Below are 25,560 nucleotides of genomic sequence, written 5' to 3' on the forward strand. Positions count from 1 at the left end.
CCATGCGTCAGCATCCGTTAGGTATTTATGAAAAAGCGCTGCCGAAAGATCTCTCCTGGCCGGAACGCCTGGTCCTGGCGAAGAGCTGCGGATTCGATTTCGTTGAGATGTCGGTTGATGAAACCGACGAGCGTTTATCTCGCCTTGAGTGGAGTACCACGCAGCGCGCCTCTCTGGTTGAAGCGATGCTGGAAACCGGGGTCTCTATCCCTTCTATGTGCTTGTCTGCCCACCGTCGCTTCCCGTTCGGCAGCCGCGACGAAACGGTGCGCCAGCGCGCCCGTGAGATCATGACCAAAGCCATCAGGCTGGCACGCGACTTAGGTATTCGCACCATTCAGCTTGCGGGTTATGACGTCTATTACGAAGAGCACGATGAAGGTACTCAACAACGTTTTGCCGAAGGACTGGCATGGGCCGTTGAGCAGGCCGCCGCCGCACAGGTGATGCTGGCGGTCGAGATCATGGATACCGCATTCATGAATTCCATCAGCAAGTGGAAAAAGTGGGACAGCATGCTCGCCTCGCCGTGGTTCAGCGTTTACCCGGACGTTGGCAACCTGAGCGCGTGGGGTAACGACGTTACCGCCGAGCTGACGCTGGGCATTGACCGCATTGCGGCTATTCACCTGAAAGATACCCAACCCGTTACCGCGCAAAGCCCTGGACAGTTCCGCGATGTACCGTTTGGCGATGGCTGCGTCGATTTTGTCGGCGTGTTTAACACGCTGAATAAGCTGAACTATCGCGGCGCGTTTCTGATTGAAATGTGGACCGAAAAAGCCAAAGAGCCGGTGCTGGAGATTATCCAGGCACGCCGCTGGATTGAAGCCCGTATGCAGGAAGGAGGCATGACATGTTAGAACAACTGAAAACCGAGGTACTGGCGGCAAACCTGGCGCTGCCAGCCCACCAGCTGGTGACCTTTACCTGGGGCAACGTCAGCGCAATAGATCGCGAAAGCGGCATGATGGTCATCAAGCCGTCCGGCGTGGAGTACGACGTGATGACGGCGGAGGATATGGTGGTGGTGAACATTGCCACCGGCCTGGTGGTCGAAGGCAGTAAAAAACCCTCCTCTGACACACCAACCCATCTGGCACTGTATCGCCGTTATCCGGAGATTGGCGGCATCGTACATACCCATTCCCGCCACGCCACCATCTGGTCGCAGGCGGGACAGGATTTACCCGCCTGGGGCACGACGCACGCAGACTATTTCTACGGAGCGATCCCCTGCACGCGGCTGATGACCACGGCAGAAATTGCCGGGGAATACGAATACCAGACGGGCGAAGTGATCATTAAAACCTTCGAGGAGCGCGATCTCAGCCCAATGCAGGTCCCGGCGGTACTGGTTCACTCCCACGGCCCGTTCGCCTGGGGCAAAGACGCTGCCGATGCGGTCCACAATGCCGTCGTGCTGGAAGAGTGCGCCTATATGGGCCTGTTCTCACGCCAGCTCGCACCACAGTTACCGGCTATGCAGCAGGCGCTGCTGGACAAGCATTATCTGCGCAAGCACGGGGCGAACGCCTATTACGGGCAGTAATCAACCGGAATTAATATGCTCTTTACAGTACCGCCGTTTCCAGACGGCGGGGGTTAACCCGGTATGCTTCGAAAATATCTGTCGGAAATATCCCACGTCGTTAAAGCCGCAGCGCGCTGCGACCTCGGTTAATGACGCAGCGTCGTTGAGCAGGAGTTTTTCCGCCGCCCTGACGCGCTGGCGATGTATCGCCTCCGTCAGGGTTAAATGGAAAGTCCGGCGAAAGACGCGCCCGAGATAATCTGCATTACAGTGCAACGCTTTTGCCAGCTGCGAGGTGGATATCGGTAAATGAAACTGCGTGCGAATAAGCTGTTTTGCCTTCCATGCCATCGCCGCGCCGGCCTGATCTGCGCTGTCTTCATATCCTGAAGAGTTTGACACCTGCTGTAAAATCAATAATAAAATCATCTCCAGCGCCAGGCTTCGCCGTAATTTCTCCTGCTCGCTGAGAAATTGACGAAAGAGCGCAATCACATATTCCGCATCCCTTACGCGGCAGTGTTGTTCTATTGCCAGAGGAGCAGCATTGGGTAACGTTGGATCTTGCGGCTCCACCTCAAAATGCAGCCAGTAAAAGCGCAGGTCCGCCGGGAAATCCTCCACGCCCACATGCCGACGCTGCGGCCAGAGCAACAAACTCTCTCCCGCATTGACATCAAAAACATGATTTTCTTCCTGGATCGTTAAAGTCCCTTTTTCGACAAAAATAATCTCCCACGATGTTAATTTTCGCGCAGGGTGGCGGCCCACTCCGCGGGAGATAAATAGCCCGCCATTTTGAACCTTAACCGGAAGCGCTATGGATAATTCGAGCATGGATATTCACCATTCCGCTTTTATTGTCGTTAATATTCGACTTACCCGTTGATTATTAATCAATATTAAAATATCTGTCCGATCGGAATCACATTTTTATCATCAGGTCGGAATCGTCACCTTTTTATACTTTTCCCTTCCCTTGTTGGCCTTCCCGTTCGATGCAGAATAAAGAGGTACCCAGCATAAATACGATAATAAATTCGATCTCCGAGGAGTTACTTCATGACTTCCACACCGATTACAGACGCAGACGCTGCAAAACAGAAAGTCGACGACCGGCTGTCCGTCCGCGAGAAAATGGGCTACGGCCTGGGCGATGCGGGCGGCACGGTGATTACCTGCCTGATCATGAACTTTCTGACCTTTTTCTATACCGATGTATTTGGTCTCACCCCTGCGCTGGTGGGCACGCTGTTTATTGCCCTTCGCGTGTTTGACGCCATTTCCGATCCGGTGATGGGCGTCATTGCTGACCGCACGCAGAGCCGCTGGGGCCGATTTCGTCCCTGGCAGCTGTGGGTCGCCGTCCCGATAGGCATTATCGGCGTAATGACCTTCACCGTTCCGGAAGCCAGCATGGGCGTGAAAATCGCCTGGGCGTTCGGCACCTATTTGCTGTTATCCGTGGGCTATACCGCCATCAACGTGCCCTACTGCGCGCTGATTAACACCATGACCACCCGCCACAACGAGGTGATCGCCTGCCAGTCCTGGCGCTTTGTGCTGTGCGGCGTGGCGGGCTTTCTGGTCTCCGTTGGCCTGCCGTGGCTGGTAGCGGAGCTGGGTCAGGGCGATGCCGCGAAGGGTTATCAACTGGGCGTTGGCGTGCTGTGCGCTATCGCCGTGGTGATGTTCTTGTGCTGCTTCTTCTGGGTTCGCGAACGCGTTCCGCTGGCGCTGATGGGCAAATTCACCCTGCGCGAGCACCTGGCGGGCCTGCGTAAAAACGATCAGCTGCTGCTGATGTTGTTGATGTCGTTTCTGCTGATCAACGTCTTCAACATTCGCGGCGGTGGATATATGTACTTTATCACCTACGTGCTTCAGGGCAGCACGGCGTACACCTCGCTGTTTTTCACCATGGTGACCTTTGCCGCTATTCTGGGCGCGGTGATCGTCAGCCCGCTGTCGCGCCGTATTGATACCGTCAAACTCTACTACTACACCAACCTGGTGCTCGCTGCGCTTGCGGTGGGCATGTGGTTTCTGCCGGGTGGCCCGGCGCACCAGACGCTATGGCTGATCGTCATTTTAAGCAACGGCGTGATCCTGGGCTTCACCCTGCCGCTGCACTTCTCGCTAATGGCCTTTGCCGATGACTACGGCGAGTGGAAAACCGGCGTGCGTTCGTCGGGCATGAACTTCGCCTTCAACCTGTTTTTCATCAAGCTTGCGTGGGCGTCCAGCGCCGGGATTATCAGCCTGGTGTTTATTGCCGTGGCCTATCAGCCAGGCGCGGGCAACCAGACGCCAGCCTCACTGCAGGGCATTACCGCCATGGAGACGCTGCTGCCTGCCCTTTTCCACCTGCTGCTGGCGGTCGCTATCCGCTGGTGCAGGCTTAATAACCCAATGATGTCGCGCATTTCCACCGACCTGCGCCAGCGTCACGTACCGTCCTGAGGAGAACGCTATGTCCATAATGGAACCCGACCTGCACCAGCTGAAAATCAACGATCCGTTTCTCGGGCAATATCAACGGCTGGTCCGTGACGTGGTGATCCCTTACCAGTGGGATGCGCTAAACGACCGCGTGGCGGAGGCCGAACCCAGCCACGCCATCGCTAACTTCCGCATCGCGGCCGGGCTGGAACAGGGGGAGTTTTACGGGATGGTGTTTCAGGACAGCGACGTGGCGAAATGGCTCGAAGCCGTGGCGTGGTCGCTGTGCCAGAAGCCGGATGCAGCACTGGAAAAAACCGCCGACGAGGTGATTGAGCTGGTCGCGGCGGCGCAGTGTGAAGATGGCTACCTCAACACCTACTTTACGGTAAAAGCCCCCGAGGAACGCTGGACGAATCTGGCCGAATGCCACGAGCTGTACTGCGCCGGGCATATGATTGAAGCTGGCGTGGCGTATTTCCAGGGAACCGGAAAACGTCGCCTGCTGGACGTGGTGTGCAGGCTGGCGGACCATATCGACAGCGTGTTTGGCCCGGGAGAAACACAGCTACACGGTTACCCTGGTCACCCGGAAATCGAGCTGGCGCTGATGCGGCTGTACGACGTCACGCAGGAGCCGCGTTATCTCAATCTGGTGAAATACTTTATTGAAGAACGCGGCGCGCAGCCTCACTTCTACGATAGCGAATACGAGAAGCGCGGCAAAACATCTTACTGGAACACCTATGGTCCGGCGTGGATGGTCAAGGACAAAGCCTACAGCCAGGCGCATCTGCCCCTTGCGGAACAACAAACGGCCGTCGGCCATGCCGTGCGTTTCGTCTATCTGATGGCGGGCATGGCGCATCTGGCGCGCCTGAGCAACGACGAGGGGAAACGTCAGGACTGTCTGCGTTTGTGGAGCAATATGGCGCAGCGCCAGCTGTATATCACCGGCGGGATTGGCTCGCAGAGCAGCGGGGAGGCGTTCAGCAGCGATTACGATCTGCCCAACGATACGGTGTACGCCGAAAGCTGCGCCTCAATCGGCCTGATGATGTTCGCCCGCCGGATGCTGGAGATGGAGGCAGACGGCCACTACGCCGACGTGATGGAGCGCGCGCTGTACAACACGGTGCTGGGCGGGATGGCGCTGGACGGTAAGCATTTCTTTTATGTCAATCCACTGGAAGTGCATCCGAAAACGCTGGCCTTTAACCATATCTATGACCACGTGAAGCCGGTGCGTCAGCGCTGGTTCGGCTGCGCCTGCTGCCCGCCGAATATCGCCCGCGTGCTGACCTCGCTGGGGCACTACATTTATACCGTTCGTCCGGATGCGCTGCTGATAAACCTGTACGTGGGGAACGACGTCGCCATTCCGGTGGGCGATAACGCCCTACAGCTGCGCATTAGCGGTAACTATCCGTGGCAGGAGCAGGTGAAGATCGAAATCACTTCGCCGGTTCCGGTCACCCACACGCTGGCACTCAGGCTGCCGGACTGGTGCGCGGAGCCTGCCGTTTCGCTGAATGGCGAAGCCATTACCGGTGAAGCGTCACGCGGATACCTCTACCTCAACCGCCGCTGGCAGGAAGGCGACACCCTGACCCTGACGCTACCGATGCCGGTCCGCCGCGTGTACGGTAACCCCCAGGTGCGCCAGCAGGCGGGTAAAGTCGCGCTACAGCGCGGGCCGCTGGTTTACTGCCTGGAAGAAGCTGATAACGGCGCCAACCTGCATAACCTCTCCTTGCCCCGAGATAGCGAGTTCCGGGTATATGAAGGCAAAGGCATTTTCGCGCATAAGATGCTGATACAGACAGAAGGGATTGGGTGTCACATGAAGGAAACGGATGCGCTGTGGCAGTACGACCGCTCGCCGGTACTGCGCCAGCCCCGGACGTTGACCTTTATTCCGTGGTTTAGCTGGGCTAACCGGGGAGAAGGGGAAATGCGGATATGGGTGGATGAAGGCTGAATAGCGGCGGTCTGTTGCCCTCACCCACGGGAGAGGTTGAACGCTATGGCAGCACGCGACGTGCTGCCTCAGCCAGAAATGCGCTTCGATTACCGAACTGAGGATGCTCGCTGACAAAGGAATCAATCTTTACCAGCAAACGTCGAGGCATCGTGATGTTGATACGCTCGGCCCTGCCGTCAAACTGCTTCATATCAATATCCACCAGCAACCATTGCCCGCCCGTGAAGTCGTCAGGGTGATTTTCAAGGTGCACTTCGACATTCCCCGGAAGAGGCAATGCTTCATCCATTTCAAACAGCGCTTCGAAGTGCGCGGTGAGCGCCTCACGTGCATCCTGAAAAGCGTCGTCCAGGGAATCACCAGCAAAAAAACAGCCTGGAACGTCAGGAAAAAAGCCGCTGGCGCTACCGTCGGTGTCAGAATGAATGTAAGCCGGATAAAACATAACTACTCCTGATATCAGTGTTTAATTCCCGCCTGCCGCCATATCTGCGCGAGCGTGCCCGGTTTAATATCCTTCTTATGATGTGGGACAGTAACCAGCCCTTTCTGTTCGGGATGGCGAAACTGATGATGGCTTCCTTTCGTTCTGACACATTTCCAGCCGTGGCCGATCAGAACGGTAATGACATCCGCACTTTTCACATCCCAGTCCTTCCATGATTGTACACATGATACACACCATTACTATCGGGTCGAATCACATTAGCGCATAAGGAACATCAGTGCAGCCGTGTTTTGGCGGAACAGGAAGAAGCATCGAGAAATGAAAAAGGAATACGTTGTATTGCAGATAAAAATGCAGGCAAGATCGTAGGCCGGGCAAGGCAACGCCGTCGCCCGGCTTTACCGCATCAGAAGCGCCAGGTCAGGCCGGTCATTAGCGCGAAGCTATCATCGCGGTCGATCATCGGGCTGTTCTTCACGTCATCAGGCAACACGGTGTAGACCGCGCTGGCGTTGAGGTACAGCTTCTGGGTTAACTGATATTTAGCTACCAGACCAACGTAGGGCGTCCAGCTGTCGCCGGCGGTGTATTGATCCAGCCCTGAGCGGCGTGACTCGCTGCCGGATACGCCGTAGTAGTAGTCGTTATAGCTCTCGTCGCTGTAAAAAACACCGACAGAAGGCGTCAGGGTCAAACGCTCCATCCTGATTGGACGGAAGTAGGATACCTCGCCCACCACGCCACCGCTTTCATCCGTGGCATCGCCTGAGACCGCCACTTTCAGAGAACCCCAGCTTTCGTGGCGGTAGTACGCACCGCCGAGGAAAGCAGAGGCTTTACGCTCATCAAGCTGCTTCATCTGGTGGTCGTCGTTATCATCCGGATCAAAATGCAGCGGCATCCAGGATGCGGTCAGGCTGAGTTCATTTTTTGCGTCTTTCCACAGGATCCATCCGCCCGTGGTCTGGCGAACATAGAAGCGATCGCCCTCATAGCTAATTAACGGCACCGCGGTGGTATTTTCGTTATAGCCTTTATAAGGAGACTCATTAAATACGGCCCCCGCGCCAAGTGAAAAATCACCGGCCATTGCAGAAGAGGTTGCAAATAACGTGGCAGCAATCAGTAAATTGTATTTAATAGTCATGTGAAGTAATCCATTTATACGCCAAATAAGCGGGGCGAATAATAATGGTTACAAATTTGCCGGTGCAACGCTGCAGTTTATATAATATTATATATAAAACCATATAGATGGGTGCGCATGATGAATAAATTACAGCTAAAGCCACGCGAGTTAAAAATAATCTCCGTCATCGCAGCCACCCACAGCATTGGTGATGCCGCCGCCCTGCTGGGCATGGCGCAGGCCAACGTCAGTAAATATCTCTCGGATTTTGAAACACGGGTTGGGCTTAAGGTTTTTGAGCGCACGACCCGCCAGCTCGCTCTGACGCAGTTCGGTGAGGCGTTGCTCCCTTATGTCGACGCCACGCTGGACAAAAACACGCAACTTATTAATTTCATTGCCGATTATAAGCATGAAAAGCGTGGAAAAGTCACGATTTACGCCCCAACGGGCATTGTGACCTATCTCGCGCGCCACGTGATCCACCAGATAAAGGACATCGGGGACATTCGCATTTCCCTGAAAACCTACAACCTGGACCGCAACGAATATTCAGAAGGTGTGTCCTTCCCGGATGACTGTGATATTTTAATTACCTATGCTCAGCCAAAAGATGAAAGTCTGGTCGCCAGCGTATTAACAAAATATTCCGTCACTGCATTCGCAACCCAGGAATATTTAAATAAACATCCTTTAACCGGACCTGAAGATTTAATTAATCACTCCTGTATTCTGATCGACTCCATGCTGGTCGATGACGCCAATATCTGGCGTTTTCGCATGCATGGCAGTGATGATGTGCATGATTATCGGGTAACCGGAAACTATATTTGCGACAATACCCAGACGGCCCTGGAGCTGGCAAGAAATAACCTTGGCATTGTGTTCGCGCCGAAAGAAAGCCTGAAGAAGGAATTAACGCAAGGCACGCTGGTCCCCTGTTTCCCGCATCAGGAAGAGTGGTGGCTCGATCTGACCGCCATCTTCCGCAAGCGCGAATATCAGCCCTGGCGCGTACAATATGTTCTGGATGGTGTCCTCAACTGCCTGCGCCAGCAAATTGCTCAGGCCGTCCATGGACGGCCTGAACTGGGCGATTAGAATAGCCCCAGCGGTTTATCGGAGTAGCTGACAAGCAGACATTTCGTCTGCTGGTAATGCTCCAGCATCATCTTGTGCGTTTCACGCCCGATGCCCGACTGCTTATACCCGCCAAATGCCGCGTGAGCCGGATAGGCGTGGTAGCAGTTGGTCCATACGCGCCCCGCCTGAATGCCTCTGCCCATTTTATAGGCCAGATTACCGTTACGGCTCCAGACTCCCGCCCCCAGGCCATACGGCGTGTCGTTGGCAATCTCCAGCGCCTCCTCCATCGTTTTGAAGGTAGTCACCGCCAGCACCGGTCCGAAAATCTCCTCCTGGAAGACGCGCATGTTGTTCTGCCCGAACAGGATCGTCGGCTCAAGGTAATACCCTTCCTGCAGATCTCCGCCGAGCACCTTACGACGACCGCCGGTCAGGATATCCGCCCCTTCCTTCTTGCCGATATCGATGTAGTTGAGGATAGTCTCAAGCTGGCCATGCGAGACCTGCGCCCCCATCTGCGTAACGTTATCGAGCGGGTTACCACTGCGGATAGACTCGACGCGGCGAATGGCCCGTTCCATAAAGCGCTCGTAGATGGACTCCTGCACCAGCGCGCGGCTTGGGCAGGTGCAGACTTCGCCCTGGTTAAAGGCAAACAGCGCAAACCCTTCCAGCGCCTTGTCGAAGAAAGCGTCCTCTTCCTCCATCACGTCCGCGAAGAAGATGTTCGGGGACTTCCCGCCCAGCTCGAGGGTCACTGGAATAATGTTTTGCGTGGCGTACTGCATAATCTGCTGGCCCACTTCCGTCGACCCGGTAAACGCCACTTTAGCGATCCGTTTTGAGGTGGCCAGATATTCCCCTATCTCACCGCCCGCGCCGTTCACCACGTTAATCACCCCCGGCGGCAGAAGATCGGCAACAATTTCCATCAGCAGCAGGACAGAGAGCGGGGTTAAACGCGCCGGTTTAAGCACAATGCAGTTCCCGGCGGCCAGCGCGGGCGCCATTTTCCAGCTCGCCATCAGCAGCGGGAAGTTCCACGGAATAATTTGCCCGACGACCCCCAGCGGCTCGTGGAAGTGGTACGCCACGGTGTCGCTATCTACCTCGCTTATTCCGCCCTCCTGCGCGCGAATACAGGAGGCAAAATAGCGGAAGTGGTCGATAGCCAGCGGCACGTCTGCCGCCATCGTTTCCCGGATCGGCTTGCCGTTATCCCAGGTTTCCGCCGTCGCCAGCAGCTCCAGGTTCTGCTCCATCCGGTCGGCGATTTTGAACAAAATGGCCGCGCGCTCCTGAACGGAGGTATGGCCCCATTTATCTTTCGCTTTGTGCGCCGCATCCAGCGCCAGATCGATATCCCGCTTGCCGGAGCTGGCAATCTCGCACAGCGGCTGGCCGGTAACGGGCGTCAGGTTGGAATAGTATTCGCCGTCGACGGGGGCCACCCAGTCGCCGCCGATAAAATTGTCATAACGGGGCTTCAGCTTGAGGGGAAAACCATACTCGCCGGGCTGGATACGCGAAGAGGGAGGATTGTTTGTCATGACCGTCTCCTTGCTGTTGGTGTACAACAAGGGTAGTCCCGGCTGGCGGTTTTCTCGCCAGTGGGTGACGGGTTTACGAGCCGTATCACGGATTACCGTACTTTACGTTTCGTTTCTGCCACTGAGCCATACTTAACAGCTCAAGGGCTCATGAGGAACGATGCGATGCAGCTGTTTATCGGTTTTGACGTAGGCGGAACCCACATCAAACACGGCGTGATTGATGAAAATGGCAAGGAGCTGACGACGGACGAGTACGATACTCCTGAGGATAAAAACACCTTCAAAAAAAAGTGGAAAGCGGTAGTTGAAGCGTATCAGGACGAACACGACATCGTCGGTATCGGCGTGAGCTTTCCCGGCCATATTAACCACCACAGCGGCGAAGCGGCAAAAGCGGGCGCACTCGACTATCTCGACGGCGAAAACCTGTGCGAACTCTTCGCCGGTCTGACCGATCTTCCCGTCACCGTGGAAAACGACGCCAACTGTGCGGCGCTGGGCGAGCGCTGGCAGGGCGCGGGTAAGGACTACGAGCATTTCGTCTGCATCACCATCGGCACGGGCATCGGTGGCGGGATTGTGATGGAAGGCGATCTTTATCGCGGGTCGCATTACCGCGCTGGCGAATTTGGCGTGCTGCCCGTCGGTAATAACGGCGAACCCATGCATGACGTGGCGTCGGCCAGCGGCCTGATGAAAGCCTGCCGCCGCGCGCTGGCCGTATCAGAAGAAGAGATGCCTGACGGCGAGGCGCTGTTTAAACGCATGGAGAGCGACGTGCATCTGCGTGAGGCCATTGAGGAGTGGGCCCATTGCCTCTCGCGCGGCGTTTACAGCGTAATCTCGATGTTCGATCCACAGGCAGTGCTGATTGGCGGCGGGGTAAGCGAGCAGGAGAAAATCTATCTCCTGCTCGATAAGTACCTGCAGCGATTCGAGGAGTGGGAGGCGCTCAAGGTGCCCATTCTGCCCTGCGAGCTAGGTAACCAGGCGGGAAGGCTGGGCGCGGCATGGCTGGCAAAACAAAAACTCTCCCGCCGCACGTAGCGCTCAGGGGAACAGCTGCGCGTCGCGAAGCAGATGGTCATTACCCCGGCGACGCGTAAAACCGATGCGGTTGAAATATTCCAGGATCTGGATCGCCAGCTTGCGGCCAACGTTCAGCCGGTCGCGGAAATCGGCTGCGCAGGTGGAGCCGCGCGCCTGATCCAGTTCGCGGATCAGGTTAGCAAACGCCACAATGCGATCGTTACGGTAATAACGATCTTTCACGATCGCGACTATCAGCCCCTGCTGCGCCGCATGGCGCAATACCTGGCGCATCACCTGCTCGTCGGTGTTCGTTTCACGCGCCAGATCGCGAACCCACCACGGTTCATCGCCAAACAGCGAGGCCACTTTTTGCCAGATTGCCTCCTGCTCTGCGGTGAACCCGGCTTTGTGATCCGGCAGGTGCAGCCAGCCGTGATGGCTTTTAATCACCCCGCTTTCGCGCATGTTTTCAATCAGCACCAGCACCAGCGCATCGTCTTCCATCGGCAGCGCCATGCGTCGCAGGCGCTCGCGACCAGGACCGGGTTCATCCTGATGCTGTTCATGGTAAGTGGCGAGCGTGTTCAGGATCTTACGCTGCCAGTTTGCCGCAACCGGCGCATCGAGCAGGCTGTTGCCGGCCTGAATAAAGCCCGGCTGCTGGGTCAGCTGATGCAACCCTTCGCCGCTCAGCTGGCGTGCCCATGTAAAATCACTCAGGCTCACGGCCCCGCGCTCAAGATGCACCCGCAGCGCGGCGTTATCATCCTGAGCCTGTGCAAGCGCAGCCAGCCATTGCAGGTATTCAGGCTTACGCTTGCCGCGTCGCGGCGGGTTCAGCGTCACTACCCGCGCCCCGGCCAGCGTTTCCCGTGCGGAAATGTCCCGCAGTACCAGACGGTCGTTATCCGCCAGCCAGAGCGGCGAATCAAAAACCAGTTCGGCAAGATCGTTTTCCAGCAGGGACACGCGCCCGGTGATATGGCTGGCCGCGTGGTGAATATGCAGCGGCTGCCATTGGGTCAGCGGGACGTTTGTCTGCAGGGAAACGATGACGCGTTCAGACGGCTCGGGCGGGGCGTCGGCCAGCAGCCAGTCGCCGCGATTAAGCTGCTCTTTTTCCGCATCCCCGGCAATGTTGAGCGCGATCCGCTGCCCGGCGTGGGCGTGCTCCGCAGGCTGGTTTTGCGCATGTAAGCCGCGCACGCGCATCGGTTTATTAACGCCCGTCAGCCACAGGCTATCGCCCACCTTCACTTCACCGCTTAACGCCGTACCGGTGACCACCAGCCCCGCGCCTTTGACGGTAAACGCCCGGTCAATCGCCAGACGGAAGCGGTGATGGCTGGCGTGGTCTCGCGATGAGAGCTGCTGCAAATGGTGGCGAAGTTCGCCGATACCCCGCCCTTCTGTCGCTACGGTGACAAAAAGCGGTGCATCGGCAAAACCATATTCCCGTAAGGTCGCCTGCACCGCTTCGCGCACCTCGCTGACGCGCGCGTCGTCAACGCGATCGGCTTTAGTCAGCGCCACGGTCAGCTGCGGGTTGCCTGTCAGCTGGAGGATCGCCAGATGCTCACGGGTTTGCGCCATCACGCCGTCATCACAGGCCACCACAAGCAGGGCATGATCGATGCCCCCCACGCCCGCCAGCATGTTGGAAAGAAATTTTTCATGCCCCGGAACATCAATAAAGCCCAGCACGCGGCCATCGGGCTGGGGCCAGTAGGCATAGCCCAGATCGATGGTCATGCCGCGCTTTTTCTCTTCCGGCAGACGATCGGCATTTATGCCGGTAATTGCCTGCAGTAACGTGGTTTTTCCGTGGTCGACGTGACCGGCGGTGGCAATAATCATTTCAACAACATCTCCAGAAATCGCTCTTCATCTTCAAGGCAGCGCAGATCCAGCCACATGCGGCCGTCGTAAATCCGTCCGATAACCGGCGTCGGCAGGCTACGCCAGCGCAACGACAGGGCCTCCAGGCGGCTACCGCGCCCGTCACGCGGGGTGAAGGTGAGCGCTTGACTCGGCAGCCTGTCCACCGGCAGCGAACCGCTGCCAATTTGCGACTGGCAGGGCTCAATGCGAACGTCAAAATCGGGGTAGTGCGGGGCAACGCGCGGCAGCAGCCGTTCGGCCTGGGCGCGAATCGAGGCGGCATCCCGGCTTAACAGACGCAGCGTGGGCAGGCGGTCGGCCAGTTTCTCCGGATGGAGATAGAGCCGCAGCGTCGCCTCCAGCGCGGCAAGCGTCATTTTATCGGCGCGCAGGGCGCGCTTGAGCGGGTGCTGCTGCAGCTGCGCAATCAGCTCGCGCTTGCCGACGATAATTCCGGCCTGCGGCCCGCCCAGCAGTTTGTCGCCGGAAAAGCTGACCAGGCTCACGCCCGCCGCAATCATCTCTTGCGGCATCGGCTCTTTAGGCAGCACGTACTGGCTGAGATCCACCAGCGAACCGCTGCCGAGATCGGCAATCACCGGAATATTCAGCTCGCGCCCAATCGCCGCCAGCTCGGCCTCTTCAACCGTTTTGGTGAAGCCTTCAATATGATAATTGCTGGTGTGGACCTTCATCAGCAGGGCGGTGTTTTCATTCACCGCCGCGCGATAATCTTTCGCATGGGTACGGTTAGTCGTACCCACTTCATGCAGCGTGCAGCCCGCCTGGCGCATCACGTCCGGGATGCGAAACGCCCCGCCAATCTCCACCAGCTCGCCGCGGGACACCACCACCTCTCTGCCGCTCGCGGTCGCCGCCAGCATCAGCAGCACCGCCGCCGCGTTGTTATTCACAATGCAGGCATCTTCCGCGCCGGTTAGCTGGCAGAGCAGATCCGCCAGCGCGCGATCGCGATGCCCGCGCCCGGCGCCGTCCAGATCGTACTCCAGCGTCACCGGCGAGCGCATGGCCTGCACGACCGCAGCCACCGCCTCTTCCGCCTGCTGGGCGCGTCCCAGGTTAGTGTGCAGCACGGTCCCCGTCAGGTTGACCACCGGGCGTAACGCGCTTTGCGCCTTCTCACCCAGCCGATGCTCAACTTCCAGCTCCCACGCTGCGCACCAGTCGGGCAAGGCGTTTTCGGCCTGGATATGGCCTCGGGCTTCATCCTGAAGCAGACGTAACATCTCCACCGTCGCGGTATGGCCGAAGCGCTCAACGGCAGCGTGAATGCGGGGCTCGCGAAGAAGTCGGTCGGTCGCGGGGATCTGGCTGTACAGCGAATGATGAGTAGTCATGAAAGCGCCTGGCGAGTAAATATCTTCCCCCCTCCCGACGGGAGAGGGAGTTAACATATGGAGGGATTGTACCGCCTCCGACGCCGAAGTGTTATAACCCGCGTCAAGCCTTTGGCGGTTCGGTGCGGGCAAAGCTCTCGCGGCTAAAGAGCGTTTCTGCGAGTTTCACCAGCAGCGGACGGTCAACGCACCAGCCAGGGGACACCCGGCGGAAGTTGAGATAGCCGATGGCGCAGGCGATGGCGATGGTTGCCAGGTCCAGGCTGTCGGTGTGGATCTTGCCCTCCCGGATAAGCTTTTCGCACATATCCAGACTGCGGCTGATTTTTTCCCGCTGGCGCAGCAGCTCGTTTTCTGACTGCTGGGCGGCGGGCCTTGCCTGCTCGCGAACGGAGGTGAGTGCTGCATCCATAATGCCGTCGGCCAGGGCTTCAATTTGCTTCACCGCCAGCGCCGCTTTAGGGTCAGACGGCAGCATTGCCGGGGCAATGCCCAGCTGTTCGATATACTCCGCAATAATGGGGGAATCGAACCAGTATTCGCCCTCGTCCGTCACCAGCGCCGGAACTTTCCCCAGCGGGTTATACTGCGCGACGCCGTTTTCGGCGTTGTAGGGCTGTTCATTAACGAATTCAAATTCAATCCCTTTCTCCAGCAGGAGAATCGAGATTTTTCGCACGAAGGGACTGGTGTAGCTACCGATGAGTTTCATTGCCTGATCCTTGATGCCGGGAAAAAGTCAGTATGGATCAAGCGATGAAAAAAGGGCAGATATGCGTGTCGCATTCCCGCCCCGGAAGGATTAGTGATCGAGATAGAGGTAGTGCATCCAGCTGGTCATACGCAGCAGCACTTTACGCATCACCGAGACGTGGGCGAAATGATCCGAATAGACCGCCACCTGGGCATAAATACCGTCCGGCAAAGCATCGACGTCGGCGTTAGGCTCCAGTTCAATCAGCGCCTGTACGCCATCCGTACCCGGCGCAACGGTCAGTGCCTGCAAGGCACCCTGCGCCTGATACGACCCGCCCGGCACCACAGGCAGAACGCTGGTGAGCTTACCGGTGAACACCTGGCCCGGCAGCGCGTTAAATACCACTTCCGCTTCATCGCCCGGCTTCAGACGCAGCAGCGAGTTCTGGCGGAACTGGGCCACAATCTGGCGCTTCTGTTCAGGAATGAAGACCATCACCGGGCGCAGCGGCAGCGCGGCGGCATAGGTTCCCGGACGAATCAGCACCTGGGTGATATAGCCATTGCTCGGCGCGCGCACCACGGTCTGATCGAGGTTGTATTTTGCTTCAGCAAGCTGGGCGCGTAACGAGGCAATCTGCGACTGCTCGCCGTTCACCATGCTGTCCAGCTGGCTTTGAATCTGCGTCTGCTCAGCAACGGAGCCTTTCACCATGGCATCCTGCGCCAGATAGTTCTGCCGCGCGTTATCAATATCGCTTTCAGAGAACGGATTCACCTTCGCCTGGCTGCCTTTGAGGTAGCGCTGATAATCTTTATATAGTCGATCGCGCTCAGCGGAGACGCGTGTCGTATTGGCAACCGCTTCCGAAAGCTGCGCTTTCAGAGTGTCGATATTGTGCGTCGCGGTCACCAGGTCCGCCTTCAGTCTGTCGACGCGCGCCTGATAGCGGCCCGGATCCAGTTTAAATAACACTTCGCCTTTTTTAATGAGCTGGTTATTTTTATCGGTCACTTCAGTAACCACCCCCGTGACCTGCGGCGTAATCGGAATGGAAATTACCGCTTTTTGCGCCGTAAAGGTATACGGATGGTTATAGTTCATTAGCAGAATGAGTCCGGCAACAATAAACACCCCGCCTAACGTCGCGGTAGCAAGCGTCCACTGATTTACCGGAATACGGAATATTTTAAAGATTGCCCAGGCAAATGCCACATAGGTCAGAATAATCAACAGATCCATGATTAGCGCTCCAGCGTGTTTTTATCATCAGAGGGCTGAACCGCTGCCAGCTTGTGTTCTAACTCGGCCACGCGTTTGGCCAGCGCATCCATCCCCGGAACCTCATCAGGCTTAGTAATGTGGTTCTGCATGCCCCAGCCGCGATCTTCGCGGTACAGCGTGGCCCAAATCCACAGGAACGGCCAGATGGCATGGAGCGTAAACAGGCTGATCCAGCCTGCCGTATGAATAGCATCGGCATGGGGATGATTACGCTTTTTAGCCATATTATAGGGGATGTCATGGATGGCGATGATTCCGTAAAAAAGAACCAGAAATACAAAAATCAACACGCCCAGCGCAAAATAGTTGAGAAACATAGTCTCCTCACTTAAACAACGTCAACTCATTACATTAATAAAACAGCACGCAGCCTAATTAATTTATTTTTAAATTTAAAAGGCACACTGATTATTTCAGAGCCGGGGAGTATCGGTTTTTATAATATCTCCACGCAAGTTTATAAGCGTGTCAAAATATATCCTGAATAATAATATACTCAACCTTACATTATGAGCGTAATTCAGGTTTCAACTTTCCGCCATACTACATATGAAAACTGTTTTATTAGCTTTCCGTGTTACTCGAGGCCGTCCTGACGCCGATCGCAGTCGGAGAAATCTGCATAAAAATATTTTGTGAAACCAGTCACAATCCGGAAACAAACACGCAAAAACAAAACGTGACATCAATCACATAAAGAGGTGGTTTTTGCTCTATTTTTCGCCATCGTATTTTTTTTACTCGCCTATTTTGTGACTCAGGTCACTTCATTCAACACCACACCCCCTACATTTACGTGACATGCATCACACAAAATTCCACTATCTGGACAGTTGAACGATTCAGTGCCAGATTTCACAGCATCAGAACAGGGTCCGGCTACCTCTGCCGCCTCATTAACAATAAACCTCGGGCCGCAAGCCTAAGCGTAAACAGAAGAAGGGGTGTTTTATGTCATCCGATTTCAAGATCAAAGTTCAAAGCTTTGGTCGTTTCCTCAGCAACATGGTGATGCCAAATATCGGCGCGTTTATCGCGTGGGGTATTATCACCGCATTGTTCATTCCGACAGGGTGGTTGCCTAACGAAACGCTGGCGAAACTTGTTGGCCCAATGATTACCTATCTCCTGCCGCTGCTCATCGGTTATACCGGTGGTCGTCTGGTGGGCGGTGACCGTGGTGGCGTCGTGGGTGCCATCACAACCATGGGCGTGATCGTCGGTGCGGATATGCCGATGTTCCTCGGTGCGATGATTGCCGGTCCTCTGGGCGGCTGGGCGATTAAGAAATTCGACGTCTGGGTTGATGGCAAGATCAAGTCCGGCTTCGAAATGCTGGTGAACAACTTCTCTGCGGGCATCATCGGGATGATCCTCGCGATTCTGGCGTTCCTCGGCATTGGTCCGGCTGTTGAAGTGCTGTCCAAACTGCTGGCGGCGGGCGTTAACTTCATGGTGGCGCACGACATGCTGCCGCTGGCGTCTATCTTCGTTGAACCGGCGAAAATCCTGTTCCTGAACAACGCCATTAACCACGGTATCTTCTCGCCGCTGGGTATTCAGCAGTCTCACGATCTCGGCAAGTCCATCTTCTTCCTGATTGAAGCGAACCCGGGTCCGGGTATGGGCGTTCTGCTGGCGTACATGTTCTTTGGTCGCGGCAGCGCGAAGCAGTCTGCTGGCGGCGCGGCTATCATCCACTTCCTGGGCGGTATCCACGAAATTTACTTCCCGTACGTGCTGATGAACCCACGTCTGATCCTGGCCGTTATCCTCGGCGGTATGACTGGTGTGTTCACCCTGAGCGTGCTGGGCGGCGGTCTGGTCTCCCCTGCTTCTCCAGGCTCTATCCTGGCGGTGCTGGCGATGACGCCGAAAGGCGCGTACTTCGCGAACATCGCGGCGATCTGTGCGGCGATGGCGGTCTCCTTCGTGGTCTCTTCTATCCTGCTGAAAACCAGCAAGGTGAAAGAAGACGACGATATCGAAGCGGCAACCCGTCGTATGCACGACATGAAAGCCGAGTCCAAAGGTGCGACCCCGCTGGCGGCTGGCGATGTCTCTAACGACCTGAGCCACGTGCGTAAAATCATCGTTGCCTGCGACGCCGGTATGGGTTCCAGCGCAATGGGTGCAGGCGTGCTGCGTAAGAAAGTGCAGGATGCGGGCCTGACCAATATCTCCGTGACCAACAGCGCGATTAACAACCTGCCGCCGGACGTTGACCTGGTCATCACGCACCGCGATCTGACCGAGCGCGCTATGCGTCAGGTACCGCAGGCACAGCACATCTCGCTGACCAACTTCCTGGACAGCGGCCTGTACACCAGCCTGACCGAACGTCTGGTTGCCGCGCAGCGCCACGAAGACAACGAAGTGAAAGTGCGCACCAGCCTGCAGGACAGCTTTGACGAGAGCAACGCTCACCTGTTTAAGCTGGGCGCGGAGAACATCTTCCTCGGCCGTACCGCGAGCACCAAAGAAGAGGCAATTCGCTTTGCCGGTGAACAGCTGGTGAAGGGCGGCTACGTTCAGCCGGAATACGTTGACGCGATGCTGGAACGTGAAAAACTGACGCCAACCTACCTGGGTGAATCCATCGCGGTTCCGCACGGTACGGTTGAAGCGAAAGACCGCGTGCTGAAAACCGGCGTGGTGTTCTGTCAGTATCCTGACGGTGTGCGCTTTGGTGAAGAAGAGGACGACATCGCCCGTCTGGTGATTGGTATCGCCGCTCGCAACAACGAGCATATTCAGGTGATTACCAGCCTGACCAACGCGCTGGATGATGAGTCCGTCATCGAGCGCCTGGCACAAACTGAAAGCGTTGAAGAAGTTCTGGCCCTGCTCAACAAATAGCAGCGCCTCTTCCCTCTCCCCTTCGGGGAGAGGGCTAGGGTGAGGGGGGAAACGTTCCTCACCCCAGCCCTCTCGGGTAAAAACATTGATGAAGGTTAACACTATGAAAGCATTACATTTTGGCGCAGGTAATATCGGTCGTGGCTTTATCGGTAAACTGCTGGCAGACGCGGGCATTACCCTGACATTCGCCGATGTGAATCAGGTGGTTCTGGATGCCCTGAATGCCCGTCATAGCTATCAGGTTCATGTGGTGGGTGAAAAGGAACAGGTTGAAACCGTCTCTGGCGTCAACGCGGTCAGCAGCATCGGCGACGACGTGATTGACCTGATCGCCAGCGTTGATCTGGTGACCACCGCCGTGGGTCCGGTAGTGCTTGAACGTATTGCTCCTGCGGTCGCGAAAGGCCTGAAGAAGCGTAAAGCACAGGGCATTGAAACACCGCTGAACATCATCGCCTGTGAAAACATGGTGCGCGGCACCACGCAGCTGAAAGGCCACGTTATGGCGGCCGTGGCTGAGGAAGATAAAGCCTGGGTTGAAGCGCACGTCGGGTTTGTGGATTCCGCTGTAGACCGCATCGTTCCGCCGTCCGAATCCGCCACCAACGATCCGCTGGAAGTCACGGTTGAAACCTTCAGCGAGTGGATCGTCGATAAAACTCAGTTCAAGGGCGCGCTGCCGACCATTCCGGGAATGGAACTCACTGATAACCTGATGGCATTTGTCGAACGCAAACTCTTCACGCTGAACACCGGGCATGCTATAACCGCGTACCTCGGAAAGTTGGCCGGTCATCAGACCATTCGCGACGCGATCCTCGATGAGCAGATCCGCGCGGTGGTGAAAGGGGCAATGGAAGAGAGCGGCGCGGTGCTGATCAAACGCTACGGTTTTGATGCTGATAAACACGCAGCATACATCCAGAAAATCCTCGGTCGTTTTGAAAACCCGTATCTGAAAGATGACGTTGAGCGCGTGGGCCGTCAGCCGCTGCGTAAGCTGAGCGCGGGCGACCGCCTGATTAAGCCGCTGCTGGGCACGCTGGAATACGGTCTGCCGCACGCCAACCTGGTGAAAGGAATTGCTGCCGCGATGCACTACCGCAGCGAGCAGGACCCGCAGGCGATTGAGCTGGCTCAGCTGATTGATGACAAAGGCGCGCAGGCTGCGCTGGCGCAGATTTCCGGTCTGGACGCCAGCAGCGACGTGGTTGCGGAGGCGGTTAACGCATACAACGCAACCAAATGATGCAGAATCCGGCGCAGGTAAGCCTGCGCCCGAATAACAGATTGTCAGATATGCAGGCAATAATGGAACAAACCCAGGCCTTTGAAAATCGTGTGCTTGAGCGTCTGAATGCTGGCAAAACCGTACGAAGTTTCCTGATTGCCGCCGTCGAGCTGTTAACCGAGGCGGTGAATATCCTGGTGCTTCAGGTGTTTCGCAAAGACGACTACGCGGTAAAGTACGCTGTAGAACCGTTACTGGACGGAGACGGACCGCTGGGCGATCTGTCGGTGCGTCTGAAGCTGATTTATGGTCTTGGCGTGCTCAACCGCCAGGAGTATGAAGACGCTGAACTGTTAATGGCGCTGCGCGAAGAGCTCAATCATGACGGTAATGAGTACACTTTTACCGATGATGAGATCCTGGGGCCGTTCGGCGAGCTGCACTGCGTCACCGCCCTGCCTCCTGCTCCCCATTTTGATAACAGCGACCCTGAACTGTACGCGATGCAAAAGCTGCGCTATCAGCAGGTTGTCCGTTCCACTATGGTCCTCTCCCTGACTGAGCTGATTTCTAAAATCAGCTTAAAAAAAGCGTTTCAGAAGTAAGCCCGTTCACATTGGTGTATCCTTCCCTGTAATTCCCCCGATTTAGAGTCAATTGTCATGAAAGAAGTCGAAAAGAACGAAATTAAACGCCTGAGCGACCGTCTGGATCTGATCCGTCACCAGATGGCTGGCCTGTCTCTGGTTGATTCCGCCGAGAAATATGCCGAGCTGGAAAAAGAGACCGCGAAGCTGGAAGCGGAAATCGAGCGCCTGCGCGAAGTCAAAGGCCAGAAGCTGAGCAAAGAAGCGCAGAAGCTGATGAACATGCCGCACCGCCGCGCGATCACCAAAAAAGAGCAGGCTGACATGGGCAAGCTGAAGAAAAGCGTTCGTGGTCTGGTGGTGGTTCACCCGATGACCGAGCTTGGCCGCGAAATGGGCCTGAAAGAGATGACGGGTTTTTGTAAGACCTCATTCTGATTTCATGCCGGGTGGCGCTGCGCTTACCCGGCCTACTCTTTTCCCCTTCGCGTGAATTGGTCCAACCAATAACGCAATCAATCCTCCCCCGGTTCACAATTCCATTATTTGCGCTCACAAAACCATTGCCACTCCATAACATCTGGTTAACCATTCATTGTCATTAACCCTACAACACAATATTGGCAGGACCACTTTTACACAGTTTGTGACGCAGAGTTGAGCGGAGACTCACCCGCAGCACAGGCTGTCTGGTCCCCAGGAGACCTGCATGAGCCTCTGGCAACAAAACTACGACCCGGCCGGCAATATCTGGCTGTCGAGCCTGATCGCATCGCTACCGATCCTGTTCTTCTTCTTTGCGCTGATTAAGCTCAAGCTGAAGGGCTACCTCGCCGCGACGTATACCGTTGCCATCGCCCTGCTGGTGGCGCTGTTCTTCTACAAGATGCCGGTCGATCGCGCGCTGGCCTCCGTTGTCTACGGTTTCTTCTACGGCCTGTGGCCGATTGCGTGGATCATCATCGCCGCGGTCTTTGTCTATAAAATCTCGGTAAAGACCGGGCAGTTCGACATCATTCGTTCGTCGATTCTCTCCATCACCCCGGACCAGCGCCTGCAGATGCTGATTGTCGGCTTCTCCTTCGGGGCGTTCCTTGAAGGCGCGGCAGGATTCGGCGCACCGGTGGCGATCACCGCCGCGCTGCTGGTGGGGTTGGGCTTTAACCCGCTCTACGCCGCTGGCCTGTGCCTGATTGTGAACACCGCACCGGTGGCGTTTGGCGCGATGGGGATTCCTATTCTGGTGGCCGGACAGGTGACCGGTCTGGACAGCTTTGAGATCGGCCAGATGGTTGGCCGCCAGCTGCCGTTCCTGACCATTATCGTGCTGTTCTGGATCATGGCGATTATGGACGGCTGGCGCGGCGTGAAGGAGACCTGGCCTGCGGTGATGGTGGCAGGCGGTTCGTTCGCGATTGCCCAGTATCTCAGCTCAAACTTCCTCGGCCCGGAACTGCCGGACATTATCTCTTCCCTGGTGTCGCTGGTCTGTCTGACGCTGTTCCTGAAACGCTGGCAGCCGGTGCGCATCTTCCGTTTTGCCGACATGGGCGCATCGCACGTGGATCAGACCCTCGCCCGCACCGGCTATACCGCAGGACAGATCGTCCGCGCGTGGTCGCCGTTCCTGTTCCTGACCGCTACCGTGACGCTGTGGAGCATACCGCCGTTTAAGGCGCTGTTCGCCCCGGGCGGCGCGCTGTACGACATGGTGATTAACGTCTCCGTGCCGTTCCTCGACAAGATGGTTGCCCGTATGCCGCCGGTCGTGCACGACGCCACCCCGTATGCGGCAGTATTTAAGTTTGACTGGTTCTCCGCCACCGGGACCGCCATCCTGTTTGCCGCTATTCTTTCCGTGGTGTGGCTGCGCATGAAGCCTGCCGCCGCGGTGCAGACTTTTGCGGCAACGATTAAAGAGCTGATGCTGCCGATCTACTCCATCGGCATGGTGCTGGCGTTCGCGTTTATCTCGAACTACTCCGGCCTGTCGTCGACGCTGGCGTTAGCGCTGGCGCACACCGGGCATGCATTCACCTTCTTCTCGCCGTTCCTCGGCTGGCTGGGGGTGTTCCTGACGGGTTCAGATACCTCGTCTAACGCCCTGTTTGCCGCCCTGCAGGCGACGGCTGCGCAGCAGATTGGCGTGTCGGACGTGCTGCTGGTCGCCGCGAACACCACCGGCGGCGTGACCGGCAAAATGATCTCCCCGCAGTCCATCGCCATTGCCTGTGCGGCGGTGGGACTGGTGGGCAAAGAGTCGGACCTGTTCCGCTTTACCGTGAAACACAGCCTGATATTCACCTGCATGGTGGGCGTGATCACCACCCTGCAGGCCTATGTCTTAACCTGGATGATCCCATGATAGTGATGCCCAGACGCCTGTCCGACGAGATTGCCTCTCGCGTGCGGGCGCTGATTGAAGAACAACAGCTGGAAGCGGGCATGAAATTGCCCGCCGAGCGCCAGCTTGCCGCCCAGCTTGGCGTATCGCGTAACTCATTGCGCGAGGCGCTGGCGACGCTGGTCAGCGAAGGCGTACTGATGAGCCGTCGCGGCGGCGGCACCTTTGTGCGCTGGCAGCATGACGACTGGTCCGAGCAAAACATCGTTCAGCCGCTGAAGACGCTGCTGGAAAACGACCCGGACTACAGCTTCGACATTCTAGAAGCGCGTCACGCCATCGAAACCAGTACCGCATGGCACGCAGCGATGCGGGCAACCGAAGCCGACAAAGAGAAGCTCAAAGCCTGCTTCGAAGCCACGCTAAGCAGCGACCCGGACATCGCCTCCCAGGCGGACGTGCGTTTCCATCTGGCAATCGCCGAGGCGTCGCACAACGTGGTGCTGCTCCAGACCATGCGCGGGTTCTTCGACCTGCTGCAATCCTCCGTGAAGCAGAGCCGCCAGCGCATGTATCTGGTCCCGCCGGTCTTTGCCCAGCTGACCGAACAGCACGAGGCGGTGCTCAACGCCATTCTGGCCGGCGATGCCGAAGCCGCGCGCAAAGCGATGATGGCGCATCTCGGCTTCGTGCACACCACCATTAAACGATTTGATGAAGACCAGGCCCGACAGGCGCGTATTACCCGTCTGCCTGGCGACAGTGATATTTCCAGGGAGAACAAAGCATGATTATTTCAGCAGCCAGTGACTACCGCGCCGCGGCGCAGCGCATTTTGCCGCCGTTCCTGTTCCACTACATCGACGGTGGGGCGTATGCCGAATACACCCTGCGCCGCAACGTGGAGGATCTGTCAGAAGTGGCCCTGCGCCAGCGCGTGCTGAAGAATATGTCTGACCTGAGCCTTGAGACGAAACTGTTTAACGAAACGCTCTCCATGCCGGTGGCGCTCGCACCTGTCGGCTTATGCGGCATGTACGCCCGTCGCGGTGAAGTGCAGGCCGCCGCCGCGGCAGATGCTAAAGGCATTCCGTTTACCCTCTCTACCGTCTCGGTCTGTCCGATTGAAGAGGTCGCCCCGACCATCAAGCGGCCGATGTGGTTCCAGCTGTACGTCCTGCGCGATCGCGGCTTTATGCGTAACGCGCTGGAGCGCGCTAAAGCGGCGGGCTGCTCCACGCTGGTCTTTACAGTCGATATGCCCACGCCCGGCGCGCGCTACCGTGATGCCCACTCCGGCATGAGCGGCCCGAATGCCGCCCTGCGCCGCTACTGGCAGGCGGTAACGCATCCACAGTGGGCGTGGGATGTGGGTCTGAACGGCCGTCCGCACGATCTGGGGAATATCTCGGCCTACCTTGGCAAACCGACCGGGCTGGAGGATTACATCGGCTGGCTGGCGAACAATTTCGATCCGTCGATCTCATGGAAAGACCTGGAGTGGATCCGCGAATTCTGGGATGGCCCGATGGTGATCAAAGGGATCCTTGACCCGGAAGATGCCCGCGACGCGGTGCGCTTCGGCGCGGATGGAATTGTGGTCTCTAACCACGGCGGACGCCAGCTTGACGGCGTGCTCTCTTCCGCCCGCGCCCTGCCGGCCATTGCCGATGCGGTGAAAGGCGATATTGCCATTCTGGCCGACAGCGGCATCCGCAACGGGCTGGACGTGGTGCGCATGATTGCGCTGGGCGCAGACAGCGTGCTGCTGGGCCGCGCATATCTTTACGCCCTGGCGACGGCCGGTCAGGCGGGCGTGGCAAATCTGCTGAACCTGATCGAGAAAGAGATGAAGGTGGCGATGACCCTGACCGGCGCGAAGTCGATCAGTGAAATCAGCAAGGATTCGCTGGTGCAGGAGCTGAGTAAACTGCCGGCGGCGCTGGCTCCGCTGTCACATGGCGACGCGGCCTGATCCTCTCCCGTTACCCCACCTTTCCCATGCGTCCGATTTCCCCCTCGGGCGCTTTTTTTGTCGAAAATAACACCTGCGTAACATTCTGGATAAGAAAATTTGACACACCCCTCCCGTTCGCAATTGTATAGAC

General features: G+C 57.0%; 23 protein-coding genes. 13 read left to right on the top strand and 10 right to left on the bottom strand.

Features of this window, described 5'->3' with window-relative positions; translation table 11 throughout:
* Window positions 1–2: 2 nt before the first annotated feature.
* Both IM295_RS13885 and araD read left to right on the top strand, forming a co-directional pair.
* Window positions 3–863: an L-ribulose-5-phosphate 3-epimerase gene (locus IM295_RS13885; protein ID WP_045260035.1), complete on the top strand. Its 861-nt coding sequence runs from the start codon at window positions 3–5 to the stop codon at window positions 861–863.
* Window positions 857–1,552: an L-ribulose-5-phosphate 4-epimerase gene (gene araD, locus IM295_RS13890; RefSeq protein ID WP_041911632.1), complete on the top strand. Its 696-nt coding sequence runs from the start codon at window positions 857–859 to the stop codon at window positions 1,550–1,552. The genes IM295_RS13885 and araD overlap by 7 nt, the downstream gene beginning before the upstream one ends.
* On the opposite strand, the gene IM295_RS13895 is transcribed toward araD, so the two are convergent.
* Window positions 1,553–2,371: an AraC family transcriptional regulator gene (locus IM295_RS13895; protein WP_045260037.1), complete on the bottom strand. Its 819-nt coding sequence runs from the start codon at window positions 2,369–2,371 to the stop codon at window positions 1,553–1,555.
* A gap of 225 nt (window positions 2,372–2,596) precedes the next feature.
* Between IM295_RS13895 and IM295_RS13900 the strand changes: the two genes are divergently transcribed.
* Together IM295_RS13900 and IM295_RS13905 are read left to right on the top strand one after the other, a co-directional pair.
* Window positions 2,597–3,997, top strand: coding sequence for an MFS transporter (locus tag IM295_RS13900; protein WP_028015059.1), 1,401 nt, complete (start codon window positions 2,597–2,599; stop codon window positions 3,995–3,997).
* Window positions 3,998–4,007: 10 nt separating this feature from the next.
* Complete coding sequence (locus IM295_RS13905) at window positions 4,008–5,957, top strand: glycoside hydrolase family 127 protein (protein ID WP_126327135.1); 1,950 nt, start codon at window positions 4,008–4,010, stop codon at window positions 5,955–5,957.
* Between the two features lie 43 nt (window positions 5,958–6,000).
* On the opposite strand, the gene IM295_RS13910 is transcribed toward IM295_RS13905, so the two are convergent.
* The 3 genes from IM295_RS13910 to IM295_RS13920 all read right to left on the bottom strand — a co-directional run bounded on the left by IM295_RS13910 (window position 6,001) and on the right by IM295_RS13920 (window position 7,555).
* Entirely contained in the window at window positions 6,001–6,405 is a 405-nt protein-coding gene (locus IM295_RS13910) for a type II toxin-antitoxin system HicB family antitoxin (protein WP_126327136.1), read from the bottom strand.
* A 14-nt stretch (window positions 6,406–6,419) separates the two neighbouring features.
* Entirely contained in the window at window positions 6,420–6,605 is a 186-nt protein-coding gene (locus tag IM295_RS13915; RefSeq protein WP_193066831.1) for a type II toxin-antitoxin system HicA family toxin, read from the bottom strand.
* Between the two features lie 209 nt (window positions 6,606–6,814).
* Window positions 6,815–7,555, bottom strand: coding sequence for a MipA/OmpV family protein (locus IM295_RS13920; protein WP_028015056.1), 741 nt, complete (start codon window positions 7,553–7,555; stop codon window positions 6,815–6,817).
* A gap of 117 nt (window positions 7,556–7,672) precedes the next feature.
* On the opposite strand from IM295_RS13920, the gene IM295_RS13925 reads away from it, so the two are divergent.
* Window positions 7,673–8,638, top strand: a complete 966-nt coding sequence (locus IM295_RS13925) for a LysR family transcriptional regulator (RefSeq protein WP_065366019.1) — start codon at window positions 7,673–7,675, stop codon at window positions 8,636–8,638.
* Here the strand turns inward: IM295_RS13925 and aldB are convergent.
* The gene (gene aldB / locus IM295_RS13930; RefSeq protein ID WP_041911639.1) at window positions 8,635–10,173 is read right to left on the bottom strand and encodes an aldehyde dehydrogenase AldB; all 1,539 of its coding nucleotides are present in this window, start codon (window positions 10,171–10,173) and stop codon (window positions 8,635–8,637) included. The genes IM295_RS13925 and aldB overlap by 4 nt on opposite strands.
* 165 nt (window positions 10,174–10,338) lie before the next feature.
* On the opposite strand from aldB, the gene IM295_RS13935 reads away from it, so the two are divergent.
* The gene (locus tag IM295_RS13935; protein ID WP_193066832.1) at window positions 10,339–11,223 is read left to right on the top strand and encodes an ROK family protein; all 885 of its coding nucleotides are present in this window, start codon (window positions 10,339–10,341) and stop codon (window positions 11,221–11,223) included.
* 3 nt (window positions 11,224–11,226) lie between these two features.
* Here the strand turns inward: IM295_RS13935 and selB are convergent, their stop codons facing one another.
* The 5 genes from selB to IM295_RS13960 form a co-directional block, all read right to left on the bottom strand.
* Complete coding sequence (gene selB, locus IM295_RS13940) at window positions 11,227–13,065, bottom strand: selenocysteine-specific translation elongation factor (RefSeq protein WP_193066833.1); 1,839 nt, start codon at window positions 13,063–13,065, stop codon at window positions 11,227–11,229.
* Entirely contained in the window at window positions 13,062–14,447 is a 1,386-nt protein-coding gene (gene selA / locus IM295_RS13945) for an L-seryl-tRNA(Sec) selenium transferase (RefSeq protein WP_193066834.1), read from the bottom strand. Before selA ends, selB begins: the two co-directional genes overlap by 4 nt.
* A 103-nt stretch (window positions 14,448–14,550) precedes the next feature.
* Window positions 14,551–15,159 carry a glutathione S-transferase gene (locus IM295_RS13950; RefSeq protein WP_193066835.1) on the bottom strand — a complete coding sequence of 203 codons (609 nt, stop codon included), beginning with the start codon at window positions 15,157–15,159 and terminating at the stop codon, window positions 14,551–14,553.
* Window positions 15,160–15,249: 90 nt separating this feature from the next.
* Window positions 15,250–16,386, bottom strand: a complete 1,137-nt coding sequence (locus IM295_RS13955; RefSeq protein WP_028015049.1) for an HlyD family secretion protein — start codon at window positions 16,384–16,386, stop codon at window positions 15,250–15,252.
* Window positions 16,387–16,388: 2 nt separating this feature from the next.
* Window positions 16,389–16,745 carry a DUF3302 domain-containing protein gene (locus IM295_RS13960; protein ID WP_028015048.1) on the bottom strand — a complete coding sequence of 119 codons (357 nt, stop codon included), beginning with the start codon at window positions 16,743–16,745 and terminating at the stop codon, window positions 16,389–16,391.
* 634 nt (window positions 16,746–17,379) lie between these two features.
* Here IM295_RS13960 and IM295_RS13965 point away from each other — a divergent pair.
* From IM295_RS13965 to lldD, 7 genes are all read left to right on the top strand, one after another.
* On the top strand, window positions 17,380–19,287 hold the full coding sequence (locus IM295_RS13965; RefSeq protein WP_028015047.1) for a PTS mannitol transporter subunit IICBA: 1,908 nt from the start codon (window positions 17,380–17,382) through the stop codon (window positions 19,285–19,287).
* A 103-nt stretch (window positions 19,288–19,390) separates the two neighbouring features.
* Window positions 19,391–20,539 carry a mannitol-1-phosphate 5-dehydrogenase gene (mtlD, locus tag IM295_RS13970; RefSeq protein ID WP_193066836.1) on the top strand — a complete coding sequence of 383 codons (1,149 nt, stop codon included), beginning with the start codon at window positions 19,391–19,393 and terminating at the stop codon, window positions 20,537–20,539.
* On the top strand, window positions 20,536–21,126 hold the full coding sequence (gene mtlR / locus IM295_RS13975) for a mannitol operon repressor MtlR (RefSeq protein ID WP_028015045.1): 591 nt from the start codon (window positions 20,536–20,538) through the stop codon (window positions 21,124–21,126). Before mtlD ends, mtlR begins: the two co-directional genes overlap by 4 nt.
* Window positions 21,127–21,183: 57 nt before the next feature.
* On the top strand, window positions 21,184–21,546 hold the full coding sequence (locus IM295_RS13980) for a YibL family ribosome-associated protein (RefSeq protein ID WP_049001282.1): 363 nt from the start codon (window positions 21,184–21,186) through the stop codon (window positions 21,544–21,546).
* A gap of 271 nt (window positions 21,547–21,817) precedes the next feature.
* Entirely contained in the window at window positions 21,818–23,473 is a 1,656-nt protein-coding gene (lldP, locus tag IM295_RS13985; RefSeq protein ID WP_045260048.1) for an L-lactate permease, read from the top strand.
* On the top strand, window positions 23,470–24,243 hold the full coding sequence (lldR, locus tag IM295_RS13990; RefSeq protein WP_193066837.1) for a transcriptional regulator LldR: 774 nt from the start codon (window positions 23,470–23,472) through the stop codon (window positions 24,241–24,243). Before lldP ends, lldR begins: the two co-directional genes overlap by 4 nt.
* Window positions 24,240–25,427, top strand: coding sequence for a quinone-dependent L-lactate dehydrogenase (lldD, locus tag IM295_RS13995; protein ID WP_193066838.1), 1,188 nt, complete (start codon window positions 24,240–24,242; stop codon window positions 25,425–25,427). Before lldR ends, lldD begins: the two co-directional genes overlap by 4 nt.
* The last annotated feature ends 133 nt before the right edge of the window (window positions 25,428–25,560 follow it).

Origin of the sequence: Enterobacter cloacae complex sp. P14RS (genome assembly GCF_014895895.1) — a bacterium.
In the GTDB taxonomy this organism is placed as follows: domain Bacteria; phylum Pseudomonadota; class Gammaproteobacteria; order Enterobacterales; family Enterobacteriaceae; genus Enterobacter; species Enterobacter bugandensis.

Coding starts and splice junctions, on each gene's coding strand:
- IM295_RS13900 (WP_028015059.1), top strand. CDS start 2,597: ATGACTTCCACACCGATTACAGACGCAGACGCTGCAAAACAGAAAGTC.
- araD (WP_041911632.1), top strand. CDS start 857: ATGTTAGAACAACTGAAAACCGAGGTACTGGCGGCAAACCTGGCGCTG.
- IM295_RS13980 (WP_049001282.1), top strand. CDS start 21,184: ATGAAAGAAGTCGAAAAGAACGAAATTAAACGCCTGAGCGACCGTCTG.
- IM295_RS13965 (WP_028015047.1), top strand. CDS start 17,380: ATGTCATCCGATTTCAAGATCAAAGTTCAAAGCTTTGGTCGTTTCCTC.
- selB (WP_193066833.1), bottom strand. CDS start 13,065: ATGATTATTGCCACCGCCGGTCACGTCGACCACGGAAAAACCACGTTA.
- IM295_RS13950 (WP_193066835.1), bottom strand. CDS start 15,159: ATGAAACTCATCGGTAGCTACACCAGTCCCTTCGTGCGAAAAATCTCG.
- IM295_RS13885 (WP_045260035.1), top strand. CDS start 3: ATGCGTCAGCATCCGTTAGGTATTTATGAAAAAGCGCTGCCGAAAGAT.
- IM295_RS13935 (WP_193066832.1), top strand. CDS start 10,339: ATGCAGCTGTTTATCGGTTTTGACGTAGGCGGAACCCACATCAAACAC.
- lldD (WP_193066838.1), top strand. CDS start 24,240: ATGATTATTTCAGCAGCCAGTGACTACCGCGCCGCGGCGCAGCGCATT.
- lldP (WP_045260048.1), top strand. CDS start 21,818: ATGAGCCTCTGGCAACAAAACTACGACCCGGCCGGCAATATCTGGCTG.
- IM295_RS13910 (WP_126327136.1), bottom strand. CDS start 6,405: ATGTTTTATCCGGCTTACATTCATTCTGACACCGACGGTAGCGCCAGC.
- IM295_RS13955 (WP_028015049.1), bottom strand. CDS start 16,386: ATGGATCTGTTGATTATTCTGACCTATGTGGCATTTGCCTGGGCAATC.
- lldR (WP_193066837.1), top strand. CDS start 23,470: ATGATAGTGATGCCCAGACGCCTGTCCGACGAGATTGCCTCTCGCGTG.
- mtlD (WP_193066836.1), top strand. CDS start 19,391: ATGAAAGCATTACATTTTGGCGCAGGTAATATCGGTCGTGGCTTTATC.
- IM295_RS13895 (WP_045260037.1), bottom strand. CDS start 2,371: ATGCTCGAATTATCCATAGCGCTTCCGGTTAAGGTTCAAAATGGCGGG.
- selA (WP_193066834.1), bottom strand. CDS start 14,447: ATGACTACTCATCATTCGCTGTACAGCCAGATCCCCGCGACCGACCGA.
- mtlR (WP_028015045.1), top strand. CDS start 20,536: ATGATGCAGAATCCGGCGCAGGTAAGCCTGCGCCCGAATAACAGATTG.
- IM295_RS13960 (WP_028015048.1), bottom strand. CDS start 16,745: ATGTTTCTCAACTATTTTGCGCTGGGCGTGTTGATTTTTGTATTTCTG.
- IM295_RS13925 (WP_065366019.1), top strand. CDS start 7,673: ATGATGAATAAATTACAGCTAAAGCCACGCGAGTTAAAAATAATCTCC.
- aldB (WP_041911639.1), bottom strand. CDS start 10,173: ATGACAAACAATCCTCCCTCTTCGCGTATCCAGCCCGGCGAGTATGGT.
- IM295_RS13905 (WP_126327135.1), top strand. CDS start 4,008: ATGTCCATAATGGAACCCGACCTGCACCAGCTGAAAATCAACGATCCG.
- IM295_RS13920 (WP_028015056.1), bottom strand. CDS start 7,555: ATGACTATTAAATACAATTTACTGATTGCTGCCACGTTATTTGCAACC.